This window comes from Rhodococcus sp. YL-1 (assembly GCF_001942025.1).
In the GTDB taxonomy this organism is placed as follows: Bacteria; Actinomycetota; Actinomycetes; order Mycobacteriales; family Mycobacteriaceae; genus Rhodococcus_F; species Rhodococcus_F qingshengii.
In genome coordinates this window covers 1,554,728-1,571,577 of the sequence record NZ_CP017299.1, presented here as the reverse complement: position 1 = coordinate 1,571,577, position 16,850 = coordinate 1,554,728, and the positions used below count along the sequence as shown (strand labels likewise).

Annotated in this window: 16 protein-coding genes; 5 read left to right on the top strand and 11 right to left on the bottom strand. The window is 64.0% G+C overall.

Annotated elements, in window-relative coordinates:
* The first annotated feature begins 170 nt into the window (after window positions 1-170).
* The gene (locus BH682_RS37050; RefSeq protein ID WP_003944354.1) at window positions 171-302 is read left to right on the top strand and encodes a hypothetical protein; all 132 of its coding nucleotides are present in this window, start codon (window positions 171-173) and stop codon (window positions 300-302) included.
* A 92-nt stretch (window positions 303-394) separates the two neighbouring features.
* Here the strand turns inward: BH682_RS37050 and BH682_RS07370 are convergent, their stop codons facing one another.
* Window positions 395-1,039: an NUDIX hydrolase gene (locus tag BH682_RS07370; RefSeq protein WP_007726853.1), complete on the bottom strand. Its 645-nt coding sequence runs from the start codon at window positions 1,037-1,039 to the stop codon at window positions 395-397.
* Between the two features lie 158 nt (window positions 1,040-1,197).
* Between BH682_RS07370 and BH682_RS07365 the strand changes: the two genes are divergently transcribed.
* The 3 genes from BH682_RS07365 to BH682_RS07355 are packed head-to-tail and all read left to right on the top strand — an operon-like array spanning window position 1,198 to window position 5,895.
* Complete coding sequence (locus BH682_RS07365; RefSeq protein ID WP_007726852.1) at window positions 1,198-2,559, top strand: hypothetical protein; 1,362 nt, start codon at window positions 1,198-1,200, stop codon at window positions 2,557-2,559.
* Window positions 2,560-2,573: 14 nt separating this feature from the next.
* On the top strand, window positions 2,574-3,560 hold the full coding sequence (locus BH682_RS07360; protein ID WP_003944406.1) for a glutamate ABC transporter substrate-binding protein: 987 nt from the start codon (window positions 2,574-2,576) through the stop codon (window positions 3,558-3,560).
* A 7-nt stretch (window positions 3,561-3,567) separates the two neighbouring features.
* Window positions 3,568-5,895, top strand: coding sequence for a serine/threonine-protein kinase (locus BH682_RS07355; protein ID WP_075832562.1), 2,328 nt, complete (start codon window positions 3,568-3,570; stop codon window positions 5,893-5,895).
* Window positions 5,896-5,928: 33 nt separating this feature from the next.
* On the opposite strand, the gene BH682_RS07350 is transcribed toward BH682_RS07355, so the two are convergent.
* From BH682_RS07350 to BH682_RS07325, 6 genes are all read right to left on the bottom strand, one after another.
* Window positions 5,929-7,128 (bottom strand): acetate kinase, encoded by a 1,200-nt coding sequence (locus BH682_RS07350; protein WP_075832560.1) that lies wholly within the window; start codon window positions 7,126-7,128, stop codon window positions 5,929-5,931.
* Window positions 7,125-9,209: a phosphate acetyltransferase gene (gene pta / locus BH682_RS07345; RefSeq protein ID WP_075832558.1), complete on the bottom strand. Its 2,085-nt coding sequence runs from the start codon at window positions 9,207-9,209 to the stop codon at window positions 7,125-7,127. The genes BH682_RS07350 and pta overlap by 4 nt, the downstream gene beginning before the upstream one ends.
* Window positions 9,210-9,355: 146 nt before the next feature.
* A complete protein-coding gene (fgd, locus tag BH682_RS07340) occupies window positions 9,356-10,369 on the bottom strand; it encodes a glucose-6-phosphate dehydrogenase (coenzyme-F420) (protein ID WP_003944371.1) in 1,014 nt (337 codons plus the stop codon).
* Between the two features lie 95 nt (window positions 10,370-10,464).
* A complete protein-coding gene (locus BH682_RS07335) occupies window positions 10,465-10,812 on the bottom strand; it encodes a YidH family protein (protein ID WP_003944317.1) in 348 nt (115 codons plus the stop codon).
* A complete protein-coding gene (locus BH682_RS07330) occupies window positions 10,809-11,282 on the bottom strand; it encodes an RDD family protein (RefSeq protein ID WP_003944375.1) in 474 nt (157 codons plus the stop codon). The genes BH682_RS07335 and BH682_RS07330 overlap by 4 nt, the downstream gene beginning before the upstream one ends.
* Entirely contained in the window at window positions 11,282-12,016 is a 735-nt protein-coding gene (locus BH682_RS07325; protein WP_075832556.1) for a hypothetical protein, read from the bottom strand. The genes BH682_RS07330 and BH682_RS07325 overlap by 1 nt, the downstream gene beginning before the upstream one ends.
* 115 nt (window positions 12,017-12,131) lie before the next feature.
* On the opposite strand from BH682_RS07325, the gene BH682_RS07320 reads away from it, so the two are divergent.
* Window positions 12,132-13,073, top strand: coding sequence for an alpha/beta hydrolase (locus BH682_RS07320; protein ID WP_075832554.1), 942 nt, complete (start codon window positions 12,132-12,134; stop codon window positions 13,071-13,073).
* 30 nt (window positions 13,074-13,103) lie between these two features.
* Here BH682_RS07320 and BH682_RS07315 read toward each other — a convergent pair whose 3' ends face one another.
* Genes BH682_RS07315 through BH682_RS07300 form a run of 4 tightly spaced genes read right to left on the bottom strand, consistent with a single transcriptional unit; the run spans window position 13,104 to window position 16,828 of the window.
* Window positions 13,104-13,469 (bottom strand): nucleoside deaminase, encoded by a 366-nt coding sequence (locus tag BH682_RS07315; protein WP_075832552.1) that lies wholly within the window; start codon window positions 13,467-13,469, stop codon window positions 13,104-13,106.
* Between the two features lie 28 nt (window positions 13,470-13,497).
* Window positions 13,498-14,640 (bottom strand): LLM class flavin-dependent oxidoreductase, encoded by a 1,143-nt coding sequence (locus BH682_RS07310; RefSeq protein ID WP_075832550.1) that lies wholly within the window; start codon window positions 14,638-14,640, stop codon window positions 13,498-13,500.
* Window positions 14,637-15,461: a DUF1684 domain-containing protein gene (locus BH682_RS07305; RefSeq protein ID WP_042925888.1), complete on the bottom strand. Its 825-nt coding sequence runs from the start codon at window positions 15,459-15,461 to the stop codon at window positions 14,637-14,639. Before BH682_RS07305 ends, BH682_RS07310 begins: the two co-directional genes overlap by 4 nt.
* Entirely contained in the window at window positions 15,458-16,828 is a 1,371-nt protein-coding gene (locus BH682_RS07300) for an NtaA/DmoA family FMN-dependent monooxygenase (protein WP_042925886.1), read from the bottom strand. Before BH682_RS07300 ends, BH682_RS07305 begins: the two co-directional genes overlap by 4 nt.
* Window positions 16,829-16,850 lie beyond the last annotated feature (22 nt).

Here is a 16,850-nt window from a genome sequence, read left to right as displayed (position 1 = left end):
GTGAACGGAAGTTGTCCGATCAGACAACAAACTCCCAGTTCCTAGGTGCGATTGGATGTCCGAAAAGTCGGATTAAGTGATCTTGCTCACAGTTGCTTCGATTGCGTGTCACATCCCATTCGGTTTGTTGTAGTTTACCTCCAGTTACTAACTGAACCTAGGAGCACTAAATGGGATCCCTCGACACCGGCTCGCTCAGCACCGAATCGCTCGAAGACCTGAACCTCGGCAAGATCAGCGAGCTGCTCAAGCTCGGTATTACCGCGGTCAGCTTCATCACGGCGCTGAACTCGCTCAGCTGAGCCTCGTTTCGGTCGACGACCGAAACACCGAAGGGCCGGACTCCCGCGGAGTCCGGCCCTTCTGCTGTGTATGAACTGTGAAGACTCGACTGCTACGACTGGGTACTGCTCGCCTCGGACAGGTTCTGGTCGCTGCCTGCCTGGTCACCGCGTGCCTGGTCGCTGCCTGCCTGGTCGCTGCCTGCCTGGTCACTGCCGTGGTGGGAACTACCCGACAACCATCCGAATCCGCCGTCCTCGAGCACGACGGTGTGCGGATCGCCGTCCACGGCCACAACAGGCTCGGTCCGGAGGTCGGGCCATGAGGAACCGAAGCCCGGATGCAGCGGCAGTGAGTCGACGTCGGCTTCGCGTACCCACCGCAACTCGGTGCTCTCACCATTGGCAACCGTCGACAGTGGATGCGCCGCGTCAGCCACGACGGTGGTGTAAGTCCACCCGCTCTCGGCGCGCATCGTCACTACTTCCCCGCGGACACGGACGGCGTCCTCGGCGATACCTGCTTCTTCGTGTGCCTCCCGGACGGCAGCGTGCGTCGTGCTCTCGTGTGAGTCCCGCGCACCGCCGGGCAGTGCCCACGTTCCGCCCTGATGGCTCCACGCCGCACGATGCTGCAGCAAGACCATGGGTGATCCGTCCGAATCGGGGGCACGCAGAAGCAGTCCTGCAGCTCCGTGTTTACCCCAATGCCGAGTACCGTCCGATCCGATGGACCAACCGTCACCGTCACCACGCATCGACTACCTCGCTCCGCCCGCTCTCGCCGTTGTCCCACACTAACCGTTTCAATCTGCTCCAGGTGTAGGTGATGCTTATATGCTCGCGAAGATGCCCTGAATCATTTCTCGGCGGCATCATTTCTCGGTAGCCCGCCTACAGCGAAGTGAGGTGCTCGATGGTCGACCGTGTCGTCCCGTCCATCGAACCCCGGTCGCTGCCGCACTCCGAGGCCACATCAGTGTCGGCGGAGGACGAGCAGGCACTTCTGCGGCGCGAACTGCAGGCCTTCATGTCCTCGACGCCTGGCCGGTTGACCGTCGTCGGACTGATCCTGATCGCGATCACTTTGATCTCCGGACTCCTCGCCACCGCAGCGATCGAGAACCGCCAGGCGAACCTCGACCTCCTCCTCGTCGAAACCGAGCCTCTCGCCAACTCGGCCCAGAATCTCTACAGTGCGTTGTCCTTGGCAGACGCCGCCGCGGCCACCGCCTTCATCTCCGGCGGCCTCGAACCCGCCGAAGTCCGCGACCGATACACGCAGTCGATCGGTGAGGCCTCTGCGGAGATCGTCCAGGCGTCGGCCGGTCTCGACTCGACCGATCTTGCCGGTCACAGCGCGTTGACCACAATCTCGACCGACCTCTCCGTCTACACCGGGCTGGTCGAAACTGCACGGGCGAACAATCGCGTCGGAAACCCGGTCGGGGCAGCATATTTGAGCGAGGCCTCGCAGTTGATGCAGACCTCGCTGCTGCCGATGGCCCAGCAACTGCACGCCTCGCAGGAGACGCTGGTCTCCCAAGTACAGCGCGATTTCGAGACTCCACCGTGGTGGCCGATCGTGGCGTTCGTCTTCGTGCTGTGCGCGCTGGTGGCGACACAGATGTACTTCTCCCGCAAGAGTCGCCGACGCTTCAATCTCGGGTTGATCCTTGCCTCGCTCGCGGTCGCTGCAGCTCTGCTGTGGCTGCTCACGGTCGGACTGGTCTCCGCACTGGCCACCGGGCGCGCGCTCGACGCCGGGGCCGAGCCACTGCACGAACTGACCGAGGCACGAATCATGGCGCAGCAAGCACGCACCGTGGAAACCCTCACGCTGGCGAGGCGGGATTCGACCGCCGAGGACAACGTGACGTTCACCCGCAAGGTCGATGCTCTGCGGGACATCCTCGAGGGCCTGCAAAGCGACGAACGCGCCCGAGTGAACAGCGAAGTGCTGACCGCCGCACTCGACTCGCGCCAGCAGTGGGTGGCTGCGCACACGCGCATGTACGACCGTCTCGGAAACGGCGACTTCACGTCCGCCGCAGCCATCACCATCGGCGCCGGAGAACAGGATTCGGCCGCGGAGTACGGAAAGCTCGATCACGAACTCTGGCAGGGAATCGTGGATTCGCGCACGAATCTTCGGTCCGACGTCTCGTACGCCTCCCGGGTGTTGGCTGCCTCTGCACCGGGCATGTCTGTATTGGCAGTTCTCGGAGTTGCCGGAATCTTCATCGGATTCTGGCCTCGACTGCGGGAGTATCAGTGACGGGAGTACCGGTGATGCGGAGGAAGAGCCCGGCCGTATGTGTCGCGGTTCTGGCAGCGGCCATGCTGGTGCTCGCCGGTTGCGGTGCGGATCGAGCCGAAGACTTGGACAACGCAGGCGCCACGTCGTACACGGAACCGCCGCTGCCGGCCGAGGCCACCATCGCTCCCAGCCCGACACCGACGACTACCGCGTCGTGCACCAACCTCACCGCGAGCCTGCGGCCCACCCCCGCAGACGCATCTCCGCAGCCACCCACGCCGAGCCTCGACGCCATCCGCGCCCGCGGGCGGCTGATCGTGGGCCTGGACACCGGTTCCAACCTCATGAGCTTTCGCGATCCGGCCACCGGGCGCCTCGAGGGTTTCGACGTGGACATCGCCCGCGAAATCGCCCGAGATCTGCTCGGTGACCCGGAGAAGATCGAGTACCGAATCCTGACGTCGGACGATCGGATCGCCGCACTCCAGGAATCGATGGTCGACGTGGTCGTCAAGACCATGACCATCACGTGCGAGCGGCGCGAGAAGGTCGACTTCTCGACGCAGTACTTCTCCGCTGAACAACGAATTCAGGTCTTGCAGGGGTCATCCGTCCGCGGCATCGACGACCTCGCAGGCAAGCGGGTCTGCGCTGCCCGGGGAACGACCTCGGCGACTCGAATCCAGCAACTCCAACCCGAAGCGACCGTCGTCACCGTCCCGATGTGGTCCGACTGCCTCGTCGTCCTCCAGCAGGGGCAGGTGGACGCGATCAGCACCGACGACACGATCCTCGCGGGCCTCGCCTCGCAAGACCCGTATCTGATGATGGTCGGTGGCTCACTGGGCGTCGAACCGTACGGAATCGGAGTGAACAAGGACAACCCCGACTTGGTCCGATTCGTCAACGGAACACTGGATCGGATCCGGAGCGACGGGACCTGGAACCGTATCTACGACCGCTGGCTCAGCGTCCTCGGTCCTTCGCCCGGTCCCCCGCCGGCCGTCTACCGGGATTGAGGCTGACATGACCGAAGAAACCGGCCCCGAGCCCGACGCCACGCAGGCTTCCCTGCGTCCCGAACCCGAAGCCACCGGCGCCTACGAGCGGCCCGAGCCCGAAGCCACGGGCGCCTACGAGCGTCTCGAACCGACCTCGGCCCAGATACGAGGAACCACGCCGTCCGCATCCTCCTCCCCGACCGGCCGCTCCACTCGATCCCGCCGCAGCCGGTCGGGACGAAAGCTGCGCCTCGGCGGCGGCCTGGTCGAGGTTCCCCCCGTCCCTCAGATCGACCCCGCATCTGCGGTGATGAGTGACCCGACCGTCCCCGAGCGGAAACGGTTCTGTTGGAAATGCAACGAACCAGTCGGTCGTAAGAGCGCAAGCACCAAGGCAACTCAGCACGGCACCTGCCCCAAGTGCGGTTCCACTTTCGACTTCCGTCCACTCCTCGAAGAGGGCGAATTGGTGTCCGGTCAGTACGAGGTTCAAGGGCCCATCGCGCACGGCGGCCTGGGATGGATCTACCTCGCGATCGATCGCAATGTCAGCGACAGGTGGGTAGTTCTCAAGGGGCTCTTGCATTTCGGTGATTCCGAAGCGCAAGCCGTTGCGGTGGCCGAGCGTCAGTTCCTCGCCGAGGTCGCCAACCCCAGCATCGTCAAGATCTTCAACTTCGTCGAGCATCCGCGCCCGGATGGCACACCCATGGGGTACATCGTCATGGAGTACGTGGGTGGGCGATCATTGCGCGAGGTGCTGGCCGAATTCCCGGACGGCAAGCACATGCCGATCGAGCAGGCAATCGGCTACGTACTGGAAATCCTTCCGGCGCTGAGCTATCTGCATTCTACCGGCCTGGCCTACAACGACCTCAAACCCGAGAACGTGATGGTCACCGAGGATCAGTTGAAGCTGATCGATCTCGGCGCCGTGTCCGGAATCGAAGACTACGGGTACCTGTACGGTACCGCCGGCTATCAAGCACCCGAGATCATCGAGACCGGTCCGACCATCGCCTCCGACATCTTCACCGTCGGAAGAACACTCGCGGTTCTCACCCTCGACATGCCCTCGAAGCACGGACGGTACCTCGACGGCCTTCCCGAACCGGAGGACGAGCCACTATTGCGCGACCACGAGTTCTTTCACCGTCTACTGCTACGCGCCACCGACCCGGATCCGAAGAAGCGATTCCAGTCCGCCGAGGAAATCGCGGGACAACTCACCGGCGTTCTGCGAGAAATCCTCGCCGAGCAGACCGGGCAGGAGAATCCCGGACTCTCGCTCGTGTTCAGCAGGCAGCGAACGTCTTTCGGCACCGATGAATTGGTCGGGCAAACCGATGTGTACGTGGACGGTGTCAGCCACGACGCCGCTCTCGATCCGCGCGAAGTTGCGCACGCACTTCCCATTCCGTTGGTCGACCCCACCGATCCCAGCGCGCCGTTGCTGGCAGCGGCGGTGCACAGCGAACCGTCTCAGACTCTCGATGCTCTCAAGCATGCCCGCGAGAACGGAATCGACCGAACGTCGGGCACACCCGCGGCCGCCGTCTCGGGCGAAGTTCGACTGGCCGAGGCCAAGGCTCATCTCGATCTCGGTGATCCGGAAACCGCACTGACAGTTCTGGGCGAACTCCAGCAGAACATCGGGGACCACTGGAAGATCGAGTGGTATCGAGGACTTGCGGCGTTACAACTGGACCGATTCGAGCCCGCTTTCAGTCACTTCGAGGCAGTTCTCACCGCACTGCCCGGCGAGGCTGCCCCCAAGCTGGCGTTGGCAGCGACGGCAGAACTGATTCTCCAGCACTGGGAGAGCGACGACCCGGACCAATGGTGCCGCTTCTCCGAGAAGTACTACCGCACCGTCTGGCGGACCGAACGAAACTACGTGAGCGCAGCATTCGGGCTCGCCCGACAACTCGCCGATCACGGCAACAAGAAGGCAGCCATCGCCGCCCTCGACGAAGTACCCACGTCTTCCCGGCACTACAACGTCGCACGGATGTCCAGCGCTCTGACGATGCTGTCCGGCGTTCCGATCGCCGAACTCGACGAATCGACTCTGCGGGAAGCCGCCCGTCGTGTTCGGGCGCTACCTGCTGAAGAGAGCCGAAGCCTGCAGATGCGAACCCTGGTGTTGGGCACGGCACTCGATTGGATTCGCTACGGCAATCGCTCGCACACCGAACTCGAACCCATCCTCGACCTGCCCTTCACCGAGCAAGGTCTGCGCACCGGAGCCGAAGCCTGCCTTCGCGCCCTCGCTCGCGCCACGACCTCCCGCACGCACCGCTACGCCCTCGTGGACCGGGCGAATGCGGTGCGTCCGCGCAGCAATTTCTGACGGACTCCCCGAGGCTTACAGTGCTGCAGAAACCTACAGTGCGGCCACCAAAGCCTTCGCCGCGCGGGCGATCGCCAACTCCTCGCTGGTGGGGACCACCAGCACCTCGACGGCCGACGAGGATGCGGAGATACGACGCTCGTCGCGACTCTTCGCCTCGTTGAGAGCCGGGTCGACCTCGATACCGAGACGGGAAAGCCCGGCCAGGCTGTCGCGTCGCACGTCGATGTTGTTCTCCCCGACGCCACCGGTGAAGGTGATGACGTCGACGCCACCGAGTTGAACGATGAAGGCGCCGATGTACTTACGGAGCATGTGCACGTAAACGTCGTACGCAAGTTGTGCGTCTTGGTCGCCGCCCTCGATCAGTGCGAGCAGGGCACGGAAATCGTTGACTCCCGACAGTCCCTTCAAACCGGAGCGCCGGTTGAGGAGGTCGTCGATCTCGTCGACCTTCATTCCCGAGTTGCGGTTGAGGTGCAAGATGATGCCTGGGTCGATGTCGCCGCTGCGGGTGCCCATGACAAGACCCTCGAGCGGGGTGAGGCCCATCGTGGTGTCGATGGCCTTGCCGCCCTTGATTGCCGAGGCCGAAGCGCCGTTTCCGAGGTGCAGGACTATCTGATTCAGCTCGGCGGGATCCTTGCCGAGGAACTCCGCGACCCGTCCAGACACGTATTCGTGTGAGGTCCCGTGGAAGCCGTACCGGCGAATCTGGTTGGCCTTGGCCACATCCCGATCGATCGCATAGGTGGACGCCGCCGCGGGCAGTGTGTGAAAGAAGGCGGTGTCGAACACTGCGACGTGCGGAACGTCTGGCAGTTCTTCGCGCGCCACCTCGATACCGATCACGTTGGCCGGATTGTGCAGCGGCGCAAGGTTCGACAAATCCGCGATGGCTTTCACGACGCCGTCGTCGATGAGAGTCGGCGAATAGAAGATGTCACCACCGTGCACGACTCGGTGACCGACTGCGATGATTCCGGCCTCACTCAGCGGCCGTCCGACCTCGGCGACGATGTCGAGCACCATCTTCAGACCTGCGCGGTGATCGGCGATCGGAAGGCTCCGGTCTTCGACTCCGGTGCGGTGGTTGTAGACGATGTGGCCGTCGGGCTCACCGATGCGCTCGATGAGACCGTGTGCCACCGATTCCGCCGTATCCGGATGCACGAGTTGAAATTTGATGGATGACGAGCCGGAATTGATGACCAGTACGGTGCCGTCGCTCACGCTTGCGCTCCCTGTGCCTGTATTGCCGTGATAGCCACGGTGTTGACGATGTCCTGGACCAACGCTCCACGCGAGAGGTCGTTGACCGGCTTGTTCAGTCCCTGCAGAACCGGCCCGACGGCGATAGCACCGGCGCTACGCTGCACTGCCTTGTACGTGTTGTTGCCGGTGTTCAGGTCCGGGAACACGAACACCGTTGCTTTGCCCGCCACCAGCGAATCCGGCATCTTCTTGTCGGCGACACTCTGCTCGACGGCGGCGTCGTACTGAATGGGCCCTTCCACCAACAGATCCGGTCGACGCTCGCGCACCAAAGCGGTCGCGGTGCGAACCTTGTCGACGTCGGCTCCGCTGCCCGAATCCCCGGTGGAGTACGAGAGCATCGCGATGCGCGGATCGATCCCGAACTGCGACGCCGTCTGTGCGGACGAGATCGCGATATCCGCCAACTGCTCCGACGTCGGGTCCGGAACCACGGCGCAGTCACCGTAGGAGAGAACGCGGTCGGCCAGGCACATCAGGAAGATGCTCGAGACCGTCGAGACACCGGGGGCGGTCTTGATGATCTCGAACGAGGGTCGAATCGTGTGAGCGGTGGTGTGTGCAGCGCCGGACACCATGCCGTCGGCAATTCCCAAGTGCACCATCATCGTTCCGAAGTACGAGATGTCGGCGATCACCTCGCGGGCCCGCTCGATGGTCATGCCCTTGTGAGCACGCAGCGCGGTGTATTCCTGTGCGAAGCGCTCGGTGTACTCGGACTGCGCGGGTGCGAGTACCTGCGCGCCACTGATGTCGACGCCGAGTTCCGCTGCGCGTCGACGCACACTGGGTTCGTCACCGAGGATCGTCAGGTCGGCAACCTGGCGCTGCAGCAGCCGGCCGGCCGCGCGCAGGATCCGGTCGTCGTCACCCTCCGGGAGGACGATGTGCTTGCGATCGCGTCGAGCGCGGTCGATCAGCTTGTACTCGAACATCTGTGGGGTCACGACGGACGGGATCGGCAGTGCCAGTCGGTCCATCAGGACGTCGGTGTCGACGCGCTGTTCCATCAAGCTCAACGCGGTGTCGACCTTGCGCTGCGAACCGACTGCCACGCGTCCGCGGGTTTGGGCTGCGGCGCTTGCGGTGTCGAAGGTACCGAGGGTTGTCGTCAGGATCGGAAGACGCTGTTTGAGGCCGGCCATCAACGCTGCGATGGCCGGGTGCGGTGTGATTCCGCCGTTCATGATGATGCCCGCGAGCGACGGAAATCCTTCCGCCTCATGTGCATTGAGCAATGCGAGCAGAACGTCCGAGCGATCGCCCGGTGCGATGACGACCATGCCCTCGACCAGACGCTCGAGGATGTGCTCCGCGGTCATGCCGCCCACCATCACCTTGAGGGCTTCGCGGTGCAGCAGTTCCGGGTCACCCGAATACAACTCGCCGCCGGTGGCCTCCATCAACTCGGCCATCGTGGGCGAGACGAGCAACGGAATCTCCGGCAGGCTCCACGTCGGAACACCGATGTCGGACAGCGCTGCGGTGACCTCGTCGAGCTTGTCGGGATCGCAACGATTGGCGACGACGGCGAGCAGATGAGCGTGGTTGGCGGCCAACTCGGCGGCGCATAGATGCGCGAGCTGGGCGACCTCCTCGACACTGCGCCGAGCGCCGCGTACCGCCAGCAGAACCGGCGCGCCGAGGTTCACGGCGATGCGGGCGTTGAAGCTCAGCTCGCTCGGGCTTGCTACGTCGGTGTAGTCACTTCCGATGATGACGACGGCGTCGCACTGCTCGGCCACGGTGTGGTACTTCGCGACGATGTCGGCCAGCGCGGCTTCAGGATCGGCGTGAACCTGCTCGTAGGTGACGCCGAGTGCGTCGGCGTAGGAGAGATTGGCGGTGGTGTGCTCGAGCAGCAGTTCGAGGATGTAGTCGGTTTCCTCGGTAGAGCGGGCGATCGGGCGGAAGACACCGACCCGGGCGACGGTCGCGCACAGCATCTGCAGCACGCCAAGCGCGATGGTGGATTTTCCGGTGTCACCTTCAGGAGAGGCAACGTAGACACTCGACACGGCAGCGGGCGCTTCTGGCATGCCCAACAGCCTAGTGTGGGCCGCCGCCCACCTTGCCACTGATCGTGGTCACGCTCACGCTCGTGCCGACAACCGGCGGCTACGAGAAAGACGAACGGTGCCTGCCACACGTCGAGTGGCAGACACCGTTCAGTTGATCTCGAGGATCAGCCCAGAGCACGCAAGCGAGGCGCGAGGTCACGCTCGAACAGTTCGAGGAACCGGCGCTGATCATGGCCCGGTGCGTGGAACACCAGGTGATTGAGACCGGCATCGACGTAGGCCTTGACCTGCTCGACGGCGTCGTCCGGATCGGAAGCGACGATCCAGCGCTTGGCCACCTGCTCGATGGGCAGAGCGTCGGCAGCGGCTTCCATTTCGATCGGATCCTCGATGCTGTGCTTCTGCTCCGGCGTCAGGGACAGCGGAGCCCAGAAGCGGGTGTTCTCGAGCGCAGCCTCCGGATCGGTGTCGTAGCTGATCTTGATCTCGATCATCTTGTCGATGTCGGCGACGTCGCGCTCGGCCTTGGCTGCGCCCTCGGCAACGGCTGGAAGCAGCTTCTCGGTGTAGAGCTCCATGCCTTTTCCGGAGGTGCAGATGAAGCCGTCACCGGCACGTCCCGCGTATCGGGCGACAACGGGTCCGCCGGCCGCGATGTACACGGGAATGCCTCCCTCGGGAACGTCGTAGATCGACGCGCCACGAGTGGTGAAGTACTCGCCTTCGAAGTCGACACGATCGCCCAGCCACAGCTCACGCATCAACCGCACGGACTCACGCAGCCGCGCGAAGCGTTCTTTGAACTCGGGCCACTCGCCCTGGAAGCCGGTGGCGATCTCGTTGAGAGCCTCACCGCTGCCGACGCCGAGCATGATGCGTCCCGGGTAGAGACATCCCATCGTCGCGAACGCCTGAGCGATGACTGCCGGGTTGTAGCGGAACGTCGGCGTCATCACGGACGTGCCGATCTGCACGCGCTCGGTGCGCTCACCGACGGCGGTCATCCAGGCGAGCGAGAACGGTGCGTGGCCACCGTTGTGGCGCCACGGCTGGAAATGATCGCTCACCGCAACGGAATCCATGCCGTGCTGCTCTGCCAGAACTGCCAGCTCTACCAGTTCGCGAGGGCCGAATTGCTCAGCCGATGCCTTGTATCCGAGCTTGAGTTCCTGCGCCACCGTGCACTCCCTTGTCGTCTGTTTCGTTTACTTCTCTGACATGCTTCACGTTCTTTGCAGACTATCCAGACACCGCTCGGACTTCTCTGCGTATCTCAGCGAGCGAGGCTGGTGACCACCGTTGCCACGCCGGCTGCGACGGCAACCCCGGCCAGTGCCAGTGCAAACAGCCACAAAGCGTGCGGTTCCGGCATCGCCGCTCCGTCCTCGAGCGCCTTCTTCACCTGTAGCCAGCGTCGCATACCTACCAGTGCGGCCGCCGCCGCGAGTGCGATCAGGGTCAGACCGAGAGTCGTGCGAACCCACCCGGTACTCCATTCCGGTACCAATTGGACGACGGCGATGCCTCCGGCCAGCAGGGCGAGTGAGCTACGCATCCAGGCGAGGAAGGTGCGCTCGCTGGCAAGGGTGAAGCGCTCGTCCGGGCGGTTCGGTTCACTCATGCGTGCTCACCTCCGTGCGGTGCCACCAGATCCGGGTCCTGACGCCAGTCGTAGACGACCTCGGTGCGCAGAACGATGTCCTGCAACGAACGTCGTCGTCGATCGACCGCCGACCACAGCAATCCGAAGGCGAAGAGCACGCAGAGCACCGCACGGATGAAGGCCAACGGCCAGCGCACGAGGCGATGCCCGGACGTGATCACCCGCAGCCCCATCACGAGGGACCCGACGGTCCGACCGGTGGTCGCCCAGCAGGCGGTCAGATACGCCACCGAGACACCGAGAAATGCCGTCGTGGACAGGAAGATTCCCGGTTCCGAGAAAGTGAAACTCTGTGGCGAGAAGAGCAGTCGGACGAAGGCGAAGCCCACGTACACGGAACCCATCAGGAGCAGGACGACGCCCAGGTCGATCAGTCCGGCGAGTCCACGGGTGACGATGCCGGCTGGGCCGGAACTCTCCTGGGCCACTAGCGTTCGCCTGCGTTCGTCTTCGGATCGGTCTCTGTCGACGGTTTTTCTGGTGAAGGTTTATCTGATGACGGTGCGCTGTCGCGGCCGAAGAGTCGCCCGACGAAGCCGGCGACAGCGTCGTCCGCCTGCATGCCCTGCACTCGAGCTCCGTGCACGGCTTCCGTGGAGAGTGAACCGGTCGATTCACGAATCATCTGGGGCAGGTCGACGCCCTCGATGACCTGGTCGGCGATCTTGACGAGGTCGATGCGGTTGACCTGGCGTTCGAGGTCGACCGTGTCGACTATCCCGTCGAGATCGAGGCGATCGATCACCGCTTTGACGTCGAGGCGGCTTGCGATCTCGTCCACGTCGACCCGGTCGATGATCGGTTCGAGCGAGACCCGTTCGGCAATCTTGTCCACGTCGATGTTCTCGGCGATCTTGTCGATGTCCACGTGGTCGACGACGATCTTGGTGATGTCGACTTCGGACAGAGCAGCGTCGACGACAGCTTTGATCACCGTCCGCAAGGTCGAGTCGGCGAACTCCACGGTCGAGTGCATCGCTTCCGTGCCGCGAGTGGTGACCTGGGTGATCGCGCCGTCGAGTGCGTCACCGACGACAGGGATCCGCTGCACGGAATCAAGTGCGAGACCAGCGGTTCTGCGCGCCGCACCAACCGTGATCGCGGCCAGCCCGAAGGCCAGCCGAATCACGTCGGATTCGGGGTGGTGCGACTGCGATCCCACGCAATTGTCTCCATCTTCTTATACGACTGTTACCCGGACATTCGTCACTCCTCTTCGCATTGTGCCACTGTTGGAAGGCACAAATACGCTGTCCGGCTTGCGCCTGGGGGGAAATATGAAGAAACGTCGTTTCACGGTTCGGCTGACGATGGCGGTGGCCATGGCCGCCGGCTTTCTCGGCCTCAGCGCGCCGACCGCGAGTGCGGATTCCGTGGTCAGTCGCATCGACGTCTACTCCCCCTCGATGGACCGCTGGATCGCCAACGACGTGATTTCGCCGGCCGGAGGAGGCCCGGCCCCGACCTTCTATCTGTTGACCGGTGTCGGCGGCGGCGAGGACGGGATCTCGTGGTTCAACAACACCGGAGTTCGTGACTTCTTCGACGACAAACACGTCAACGTGGTCATGCCGGTCGGCGGCAAGTTCAGCATGTACACCGACTGGAACGCCGACGATCCGGTGCTGGGCCGTAACAAGTGGCAGACGTACCTCACCAAGGAACTACCGGCGGCGGTCAACGCTCGGTACAACACGACCGGTGTCAACGCACTCGGTGGTGTGTCGATGGCAGGCGGACCGGTTCTGGACCTCGCGATCCAGTCGCCGGGCACCTACCGCGCAGTCGGCTCGTACAGCGGCTGTCCGCGCGCCGGCGACCCGCTCGGCCAGGCAGCGGTGCGCTCGATGGTCGAGATACTCGGCGGCGGCAACGCGGCCAACATGTGGGGGCCGTGGGGTAGCCCGCAGTGGGCGGCGCACGACCCGTTGATCAACGCCGAGAGACTGCGTGGCACAGCGCTGTTCATCTCGACCGGCAACGGCCTCCCCGGCCCGGTGGACGGAATCAACTCGCTGGCGATGGCCGCCGGCGTCGTTCCCGGCGCGGTCCTCGAAGGCATCACCAACATGTGCACCGCTGCCCTGCAGGGGCGATTCGGTCAGCTCGGCATTCCCGCGACGTTCAGCTTCCGACCCGAAGGCACCCACACCTGGGGGCTCTTCGAAGCCGACATGCGCGCGTCGTGGCCGATGATCGCGGGCGCTATCGGGGCGTGAGCCTCACGGCCCTCCTTACAAGCCATGGCGTCAGGTGAGACTGCGCGCCCAGTCCCGCATCCCGGCGGGGCCAGTGCCGGTGGCGTATTCAGCGAACCACACCCGGGTCACACCGAGCGTGATCGCGGCACCCATACACATGAGACATGGTTCGAGATTGACCGCCAATGTCAATTCACCGGACGCTCGAGTGAATCCGAGAGCCTCGTCGGCCTGCAAGAGCGCTTGAAGGTCCGCATGGACTACCCGTCGGCCGAGTGCCCGTTCTTGCGTATACGCCCGCCCGAGCACACGGTCGTCGTCGAACACGACTGCGCCGATCGGCATCTCCCCGAGCTCCATGCCCTCACGCGCTACGTCAAGAGCAACCGCAAGGGCATCTCGAGGTGAAAACATCACTCGACACTAATGGACCAAGGCAAACTCACGCTGCCAGTAGTGCGGGTAGTCCCCATTCCTTGGCAAGCAGCTCGTACGAGCGCAGACGATCCTCGTGCCGATGGGTCACCCCGGTGATTACCAATTCGTCCGCTCCGGTGAGCTTCTGCAAACTGTCGAGCCTGTCGGCGACGGTAGACGGTGAACCGACGAACTGCGTGATCAACCGATCCTCCACCACTGCTGTGTCGGCGTCGGAAAGTGGGAGCGCTGTGGCCGGATCGGGGTACGGGATGGCGCCGTGTCCGCTGCGAATGCTGTGCGTCCAGTGCGCGAAGGTCGACGCCAACTCTCTCGCCGTCGCATCGTCTTCCGCAGCAACAACATCCGCGGACACGACGACATACGGCTCCGACAGGACGTCCGACGGACGGAATGCTGTGCGGTATGCCTCGACGGCATCGAGCGTACTCGACGGCGCCACATGGTAATTCGCACCGAACGGCAATCCGAGTCGTCCGGCGAGCTCGGCACTGGGGCCCGCGCTGCTTCCGAACACCCACAGTTCGACGTCGGCATTCTCGCCGGGACTGGCGTGCAATTCGATGCCGTCGCGGGTTCTGTAGGTACCGTTCAGGAGCGAGCGTATGTCGTCGACCTGCTGCTCGAAATCGGGCGCCTGCGCGCCCGGAAACGCCAATGCCTCGAACGACGCCTGCAATCGCGGTGACGTGAGAAGACCGGTTGGATCGAAGGGCGCCGGGATCACGACACCGTCGCGTACGACGTTCTCTCGCTTCGATTCTGCCGGCGCAGGCGTTCCGGCAGCGACGGCGCGAAGTGCCTCCACCCGACGCTGTCCGCTGCGCCCGATACCGAGATCGATACGACCCGGATACAACGCTTCGACGGTACCGAAGGCCTCGACCACCTGAGCCGCCGTGTTGTTGCCCAGCAGCACGGCGGCCGAGCCGACACGAATGGTGTTGGTGGCAGCCGCGATCAGCCCGACAAGCACTGCTGGCGACGAAGAGGCAACACCGACGAAGTGGTGTTCGGCGACCCAGTAACGCTTGTATCCCCACGCTTCGGCAGAACGAGCGAGGTCCAGCGAGTTCCGCAAAGCCTGGCGGGCCGTTCCGCCCTCACTGATCGGCGAGAGGTCGAGTACGGACAGCGGCGCGCTCACCTCGGTCCGCTTTCGGAGCGGGTGTCCGGTGTCTTCTCGCCGGCTTCCACCGCGAACGCCAGGCGGTTCTCGGCGGGGGCCACCGGGCACGTCGCGTAATCGGTGAACGCGCAGGGCAGGTTCGACGCCCGATTGAAATCGAGGACTACCGCGCCACCGGGTTCAGGTGCGCTCACGTGCAGCGAGCGTGCGGCCGGGTAGGTGGACACACCACTGGTCGCGTCGGTGAACAGGATGTGAAAGCCGTTGTCCTTGCCCGCGAACGCAATCAGCGTATACGTTGCACCGTCGTGTTCGAAGCTGATGGTTCCTAGGGCGTCGTGATGATGCTCGAGGCGCTCGACGACCGCGCCCGTCGTCACCGTGCGAGCCTCCTCGAAAGCTGTGAAGACACCCTCGATGCGCCACTGCGGGTTCGGCTCGAAGGTCGGGATACCACTGAACTGCGCCAATGCCGGGGCCGACGAATCGTGGATCCGCAGAGCCACCTCGCCGGTGCGGCGGATGACCTCGACCAACCGCGCGCCCTGCTTGACGATCAGTCCCGGCGCCCCCTCGATCGGATTCAGAGTGGCCGAACCGTCCACTGCGACGCCGTCGATCGACAAGTCGTCTGCGGGCGTCGCGGTGACGACAACGGCATTCGCGTCGGCGCGCCATGCACCGGGCAGGTCCGCGAAGGTGGAATCGGTGTCCACCAGCCAATGCAACGCAGTCAGGCTCAGCCAGCCGAGGGGTTCGCCGAAGGTGGCGTCGCGCGAGGCGTGCCAGGCATTCCAATCGCCGGTGAAGGTACTGGTGGAAGTGTCGGTAACGGTCATGATGCGCGGACTCCTTCAGCCTGCTCGTGCGGGTGGCGCAGCCCGAGATGGCTGCGCAGGGTGGTTCCTGAGTACTCGGTCCGGAAACTGCCGCGGTCCTGAAGTTCCGGTACGACGGTGTCGATGAACTCGTCGAGGCCCGCGGGGGTGATGTGGGGAACGAGGATGAATCCGTCGCTTGCGTCGCCCTGGACGTAGCTGTCGATCTCGGCAGCGACCTCGGCGGCGCTACCCACGAACTGTTGGCGGGCAGTCACTTCGATGATGAGTTCACGGATGCTGAGGTTTTCGGCCTCGGCCTTGGCACGCCACTGATCTGCGACCGCTCGTGGATCCTTGACGTGGCGGACGCGTCCACGGGTGATGTTGACGTCGTCCGACGGATCTTCCTTCGGCAACGGGCCGTCGGCGTCGTACTGGGAAAGGTCTCTGCCCCAAACCTGTTCGAGAAAAGCGATGGCAGTCTGGGGTCCGACCTGCTGCCGCCGGATGTGATATGCCTTCTCCTGTGCGTCCGCGGCGTTGTCACCGAGGACGAAGGTGGCGGCGGGGAGAATCTTGAGGTCTGCGTGCGTGCGTCCGTACTTGGCCAAGCGTCCCTTCACGTCGGCGTAGAACGCCTTGCCTGCTTCGAGCGTTCCGTGCCCGGTGAAGATGGCATCGGCCTTGGCCGCGCCGAACTCGCGTCCTTCGTCGGAGTCACCGGCCTGCAACAGAACTGGGTGCCCCTGCGGACTCCGTGGAACTTCGAAGCGTCCGGCGATGTCGAACTGCTTACCGGAGTGCTGGAACTGGCCGACCTGCTGGTCGGTGGCGAAAACACCGCGCTCACGGTCGACGATCGGACGGTCGACGCTCCAGCTGTCCCACAGCGTCCGTACTGCGTCGACCAACTCGTTGGCGCGTGCATACCGCTCGGAATGCTCCAGATAGCCACCGCGGCGGAAGTTCTCGCCGGTGAAGGCGTCCGAGGAGGTGACCAGGTTCCAGGCGGCGCGGCCGTCGGAGAGATGATCGAGCGTCGAGAACTGCTTGGCCAACTCGTACGGTTCGTTGAATGTGGTGTTGATCGTCCCGGCCAGGCCGAGATGCGTTGTCACACCGGCAACCGCATTGAGAATGCTGAAGGTGTCCGGGCGACCGACTACGTCGAGGTCGTGAATTTTGCCCTGATGCTCGCGTAGGCGCAAACCCTCTGCGAGGAAGAAGAAGTCGAACAATCCGCGTTCGGCACTGCGGGCGAGATGCTCGAACGAGCTGAACTCGATCTGACTCTTGGACGCCGGATCGGTCCACACCGTGGTGTTGTTCACGCCGGGAAAGTGAGCGCCCAGATGGACTTGCTTGCGAATCCTGTTCTGTGTCATCGGTGTTCCTGTTCTCTACTCG

Excerpts from the sequence above, each read along its gene's own strand:
- BH682_RS07365 (WP_007726852.1), top strand. The coding sequence starts at position 1,198 with ATGGTCGACCGTGTCGTCCCGTCCATCGAACCCCGGTCGCTGCCGCAC.
- BH682_RS07370 (WP_007726853.1), bottom strand. The coding sequence starts at position 1,039 with ATGCGTGGTGACGGTGACGGTTGGTCCATCGGATCGGACGGTACTCGG.
- pta (WP_075832558.1), bottom strand. The coding sequence starts at position 9,209 with ATGCCAGAAGCGCCCGCTGCCGTGTCGAGTGTCTACGTTGCCTCTCCT.
- BH682_RS07360 (WP_003944406.1), top strand. The coding sequence starts at position 2,574 with ATGCGGAGGAAGAGCCCGGCCGTATGTGTCGCGGTTCTGGCAGCGGCC.
- BH682_RS37050 (WP_003944354.1), top strand. The coding sequence starts at position 171 with ATGGGATCCCTCGACACCGGCTCGCTCAGCACCGAATCGCTCGAAGAC.
- BH682_RS07320 (WP_075832554.1), top strand. The coding sequence starts at position 12,132 with ATGAAGAAACGTCGTTTCACGGTTCGGCTGACGATGGCGGTGGCCATG.
- BH682_RS07335 (WP_003944317.1), bottom strand. The coding sequence starts at position 10,812 with ATGAGTGAACCGAACCGCCCGGACGAGCGCTTCACCCTTGCCAGCGAG.
- BH682_RS07355 (WP_075832562.1), top strand. The coding sequence starts at position 3,568 with ATGACCGAAGAAACCGGCCCCGAGCCCGACGCCACGCAGGCTTCCCTG.
- BH682_RS07315 (WP_075832552.1), bottom strand. The coding sequence starts at position 13,469 with ATGTTTTCACCTCGAGATGCCCTTGCGGTTGCTCTTGACGTAGCGCGT.
- BH682_RS07300 (WP_042925886.1), bottom strand. The coding sequence starts at position 16,828 with ATGACACAGAACAGGATTCGCAAGCAAGTCCATCTGGGCGCTCACTTT.
- BH682_RS07305 (WP_042925888.1), bottom strand. The coding sequence starts at position 15,461 with ATGACCGTTACCGACACTTCCACCAGTACCTTCACCGGCGATTGGAAT.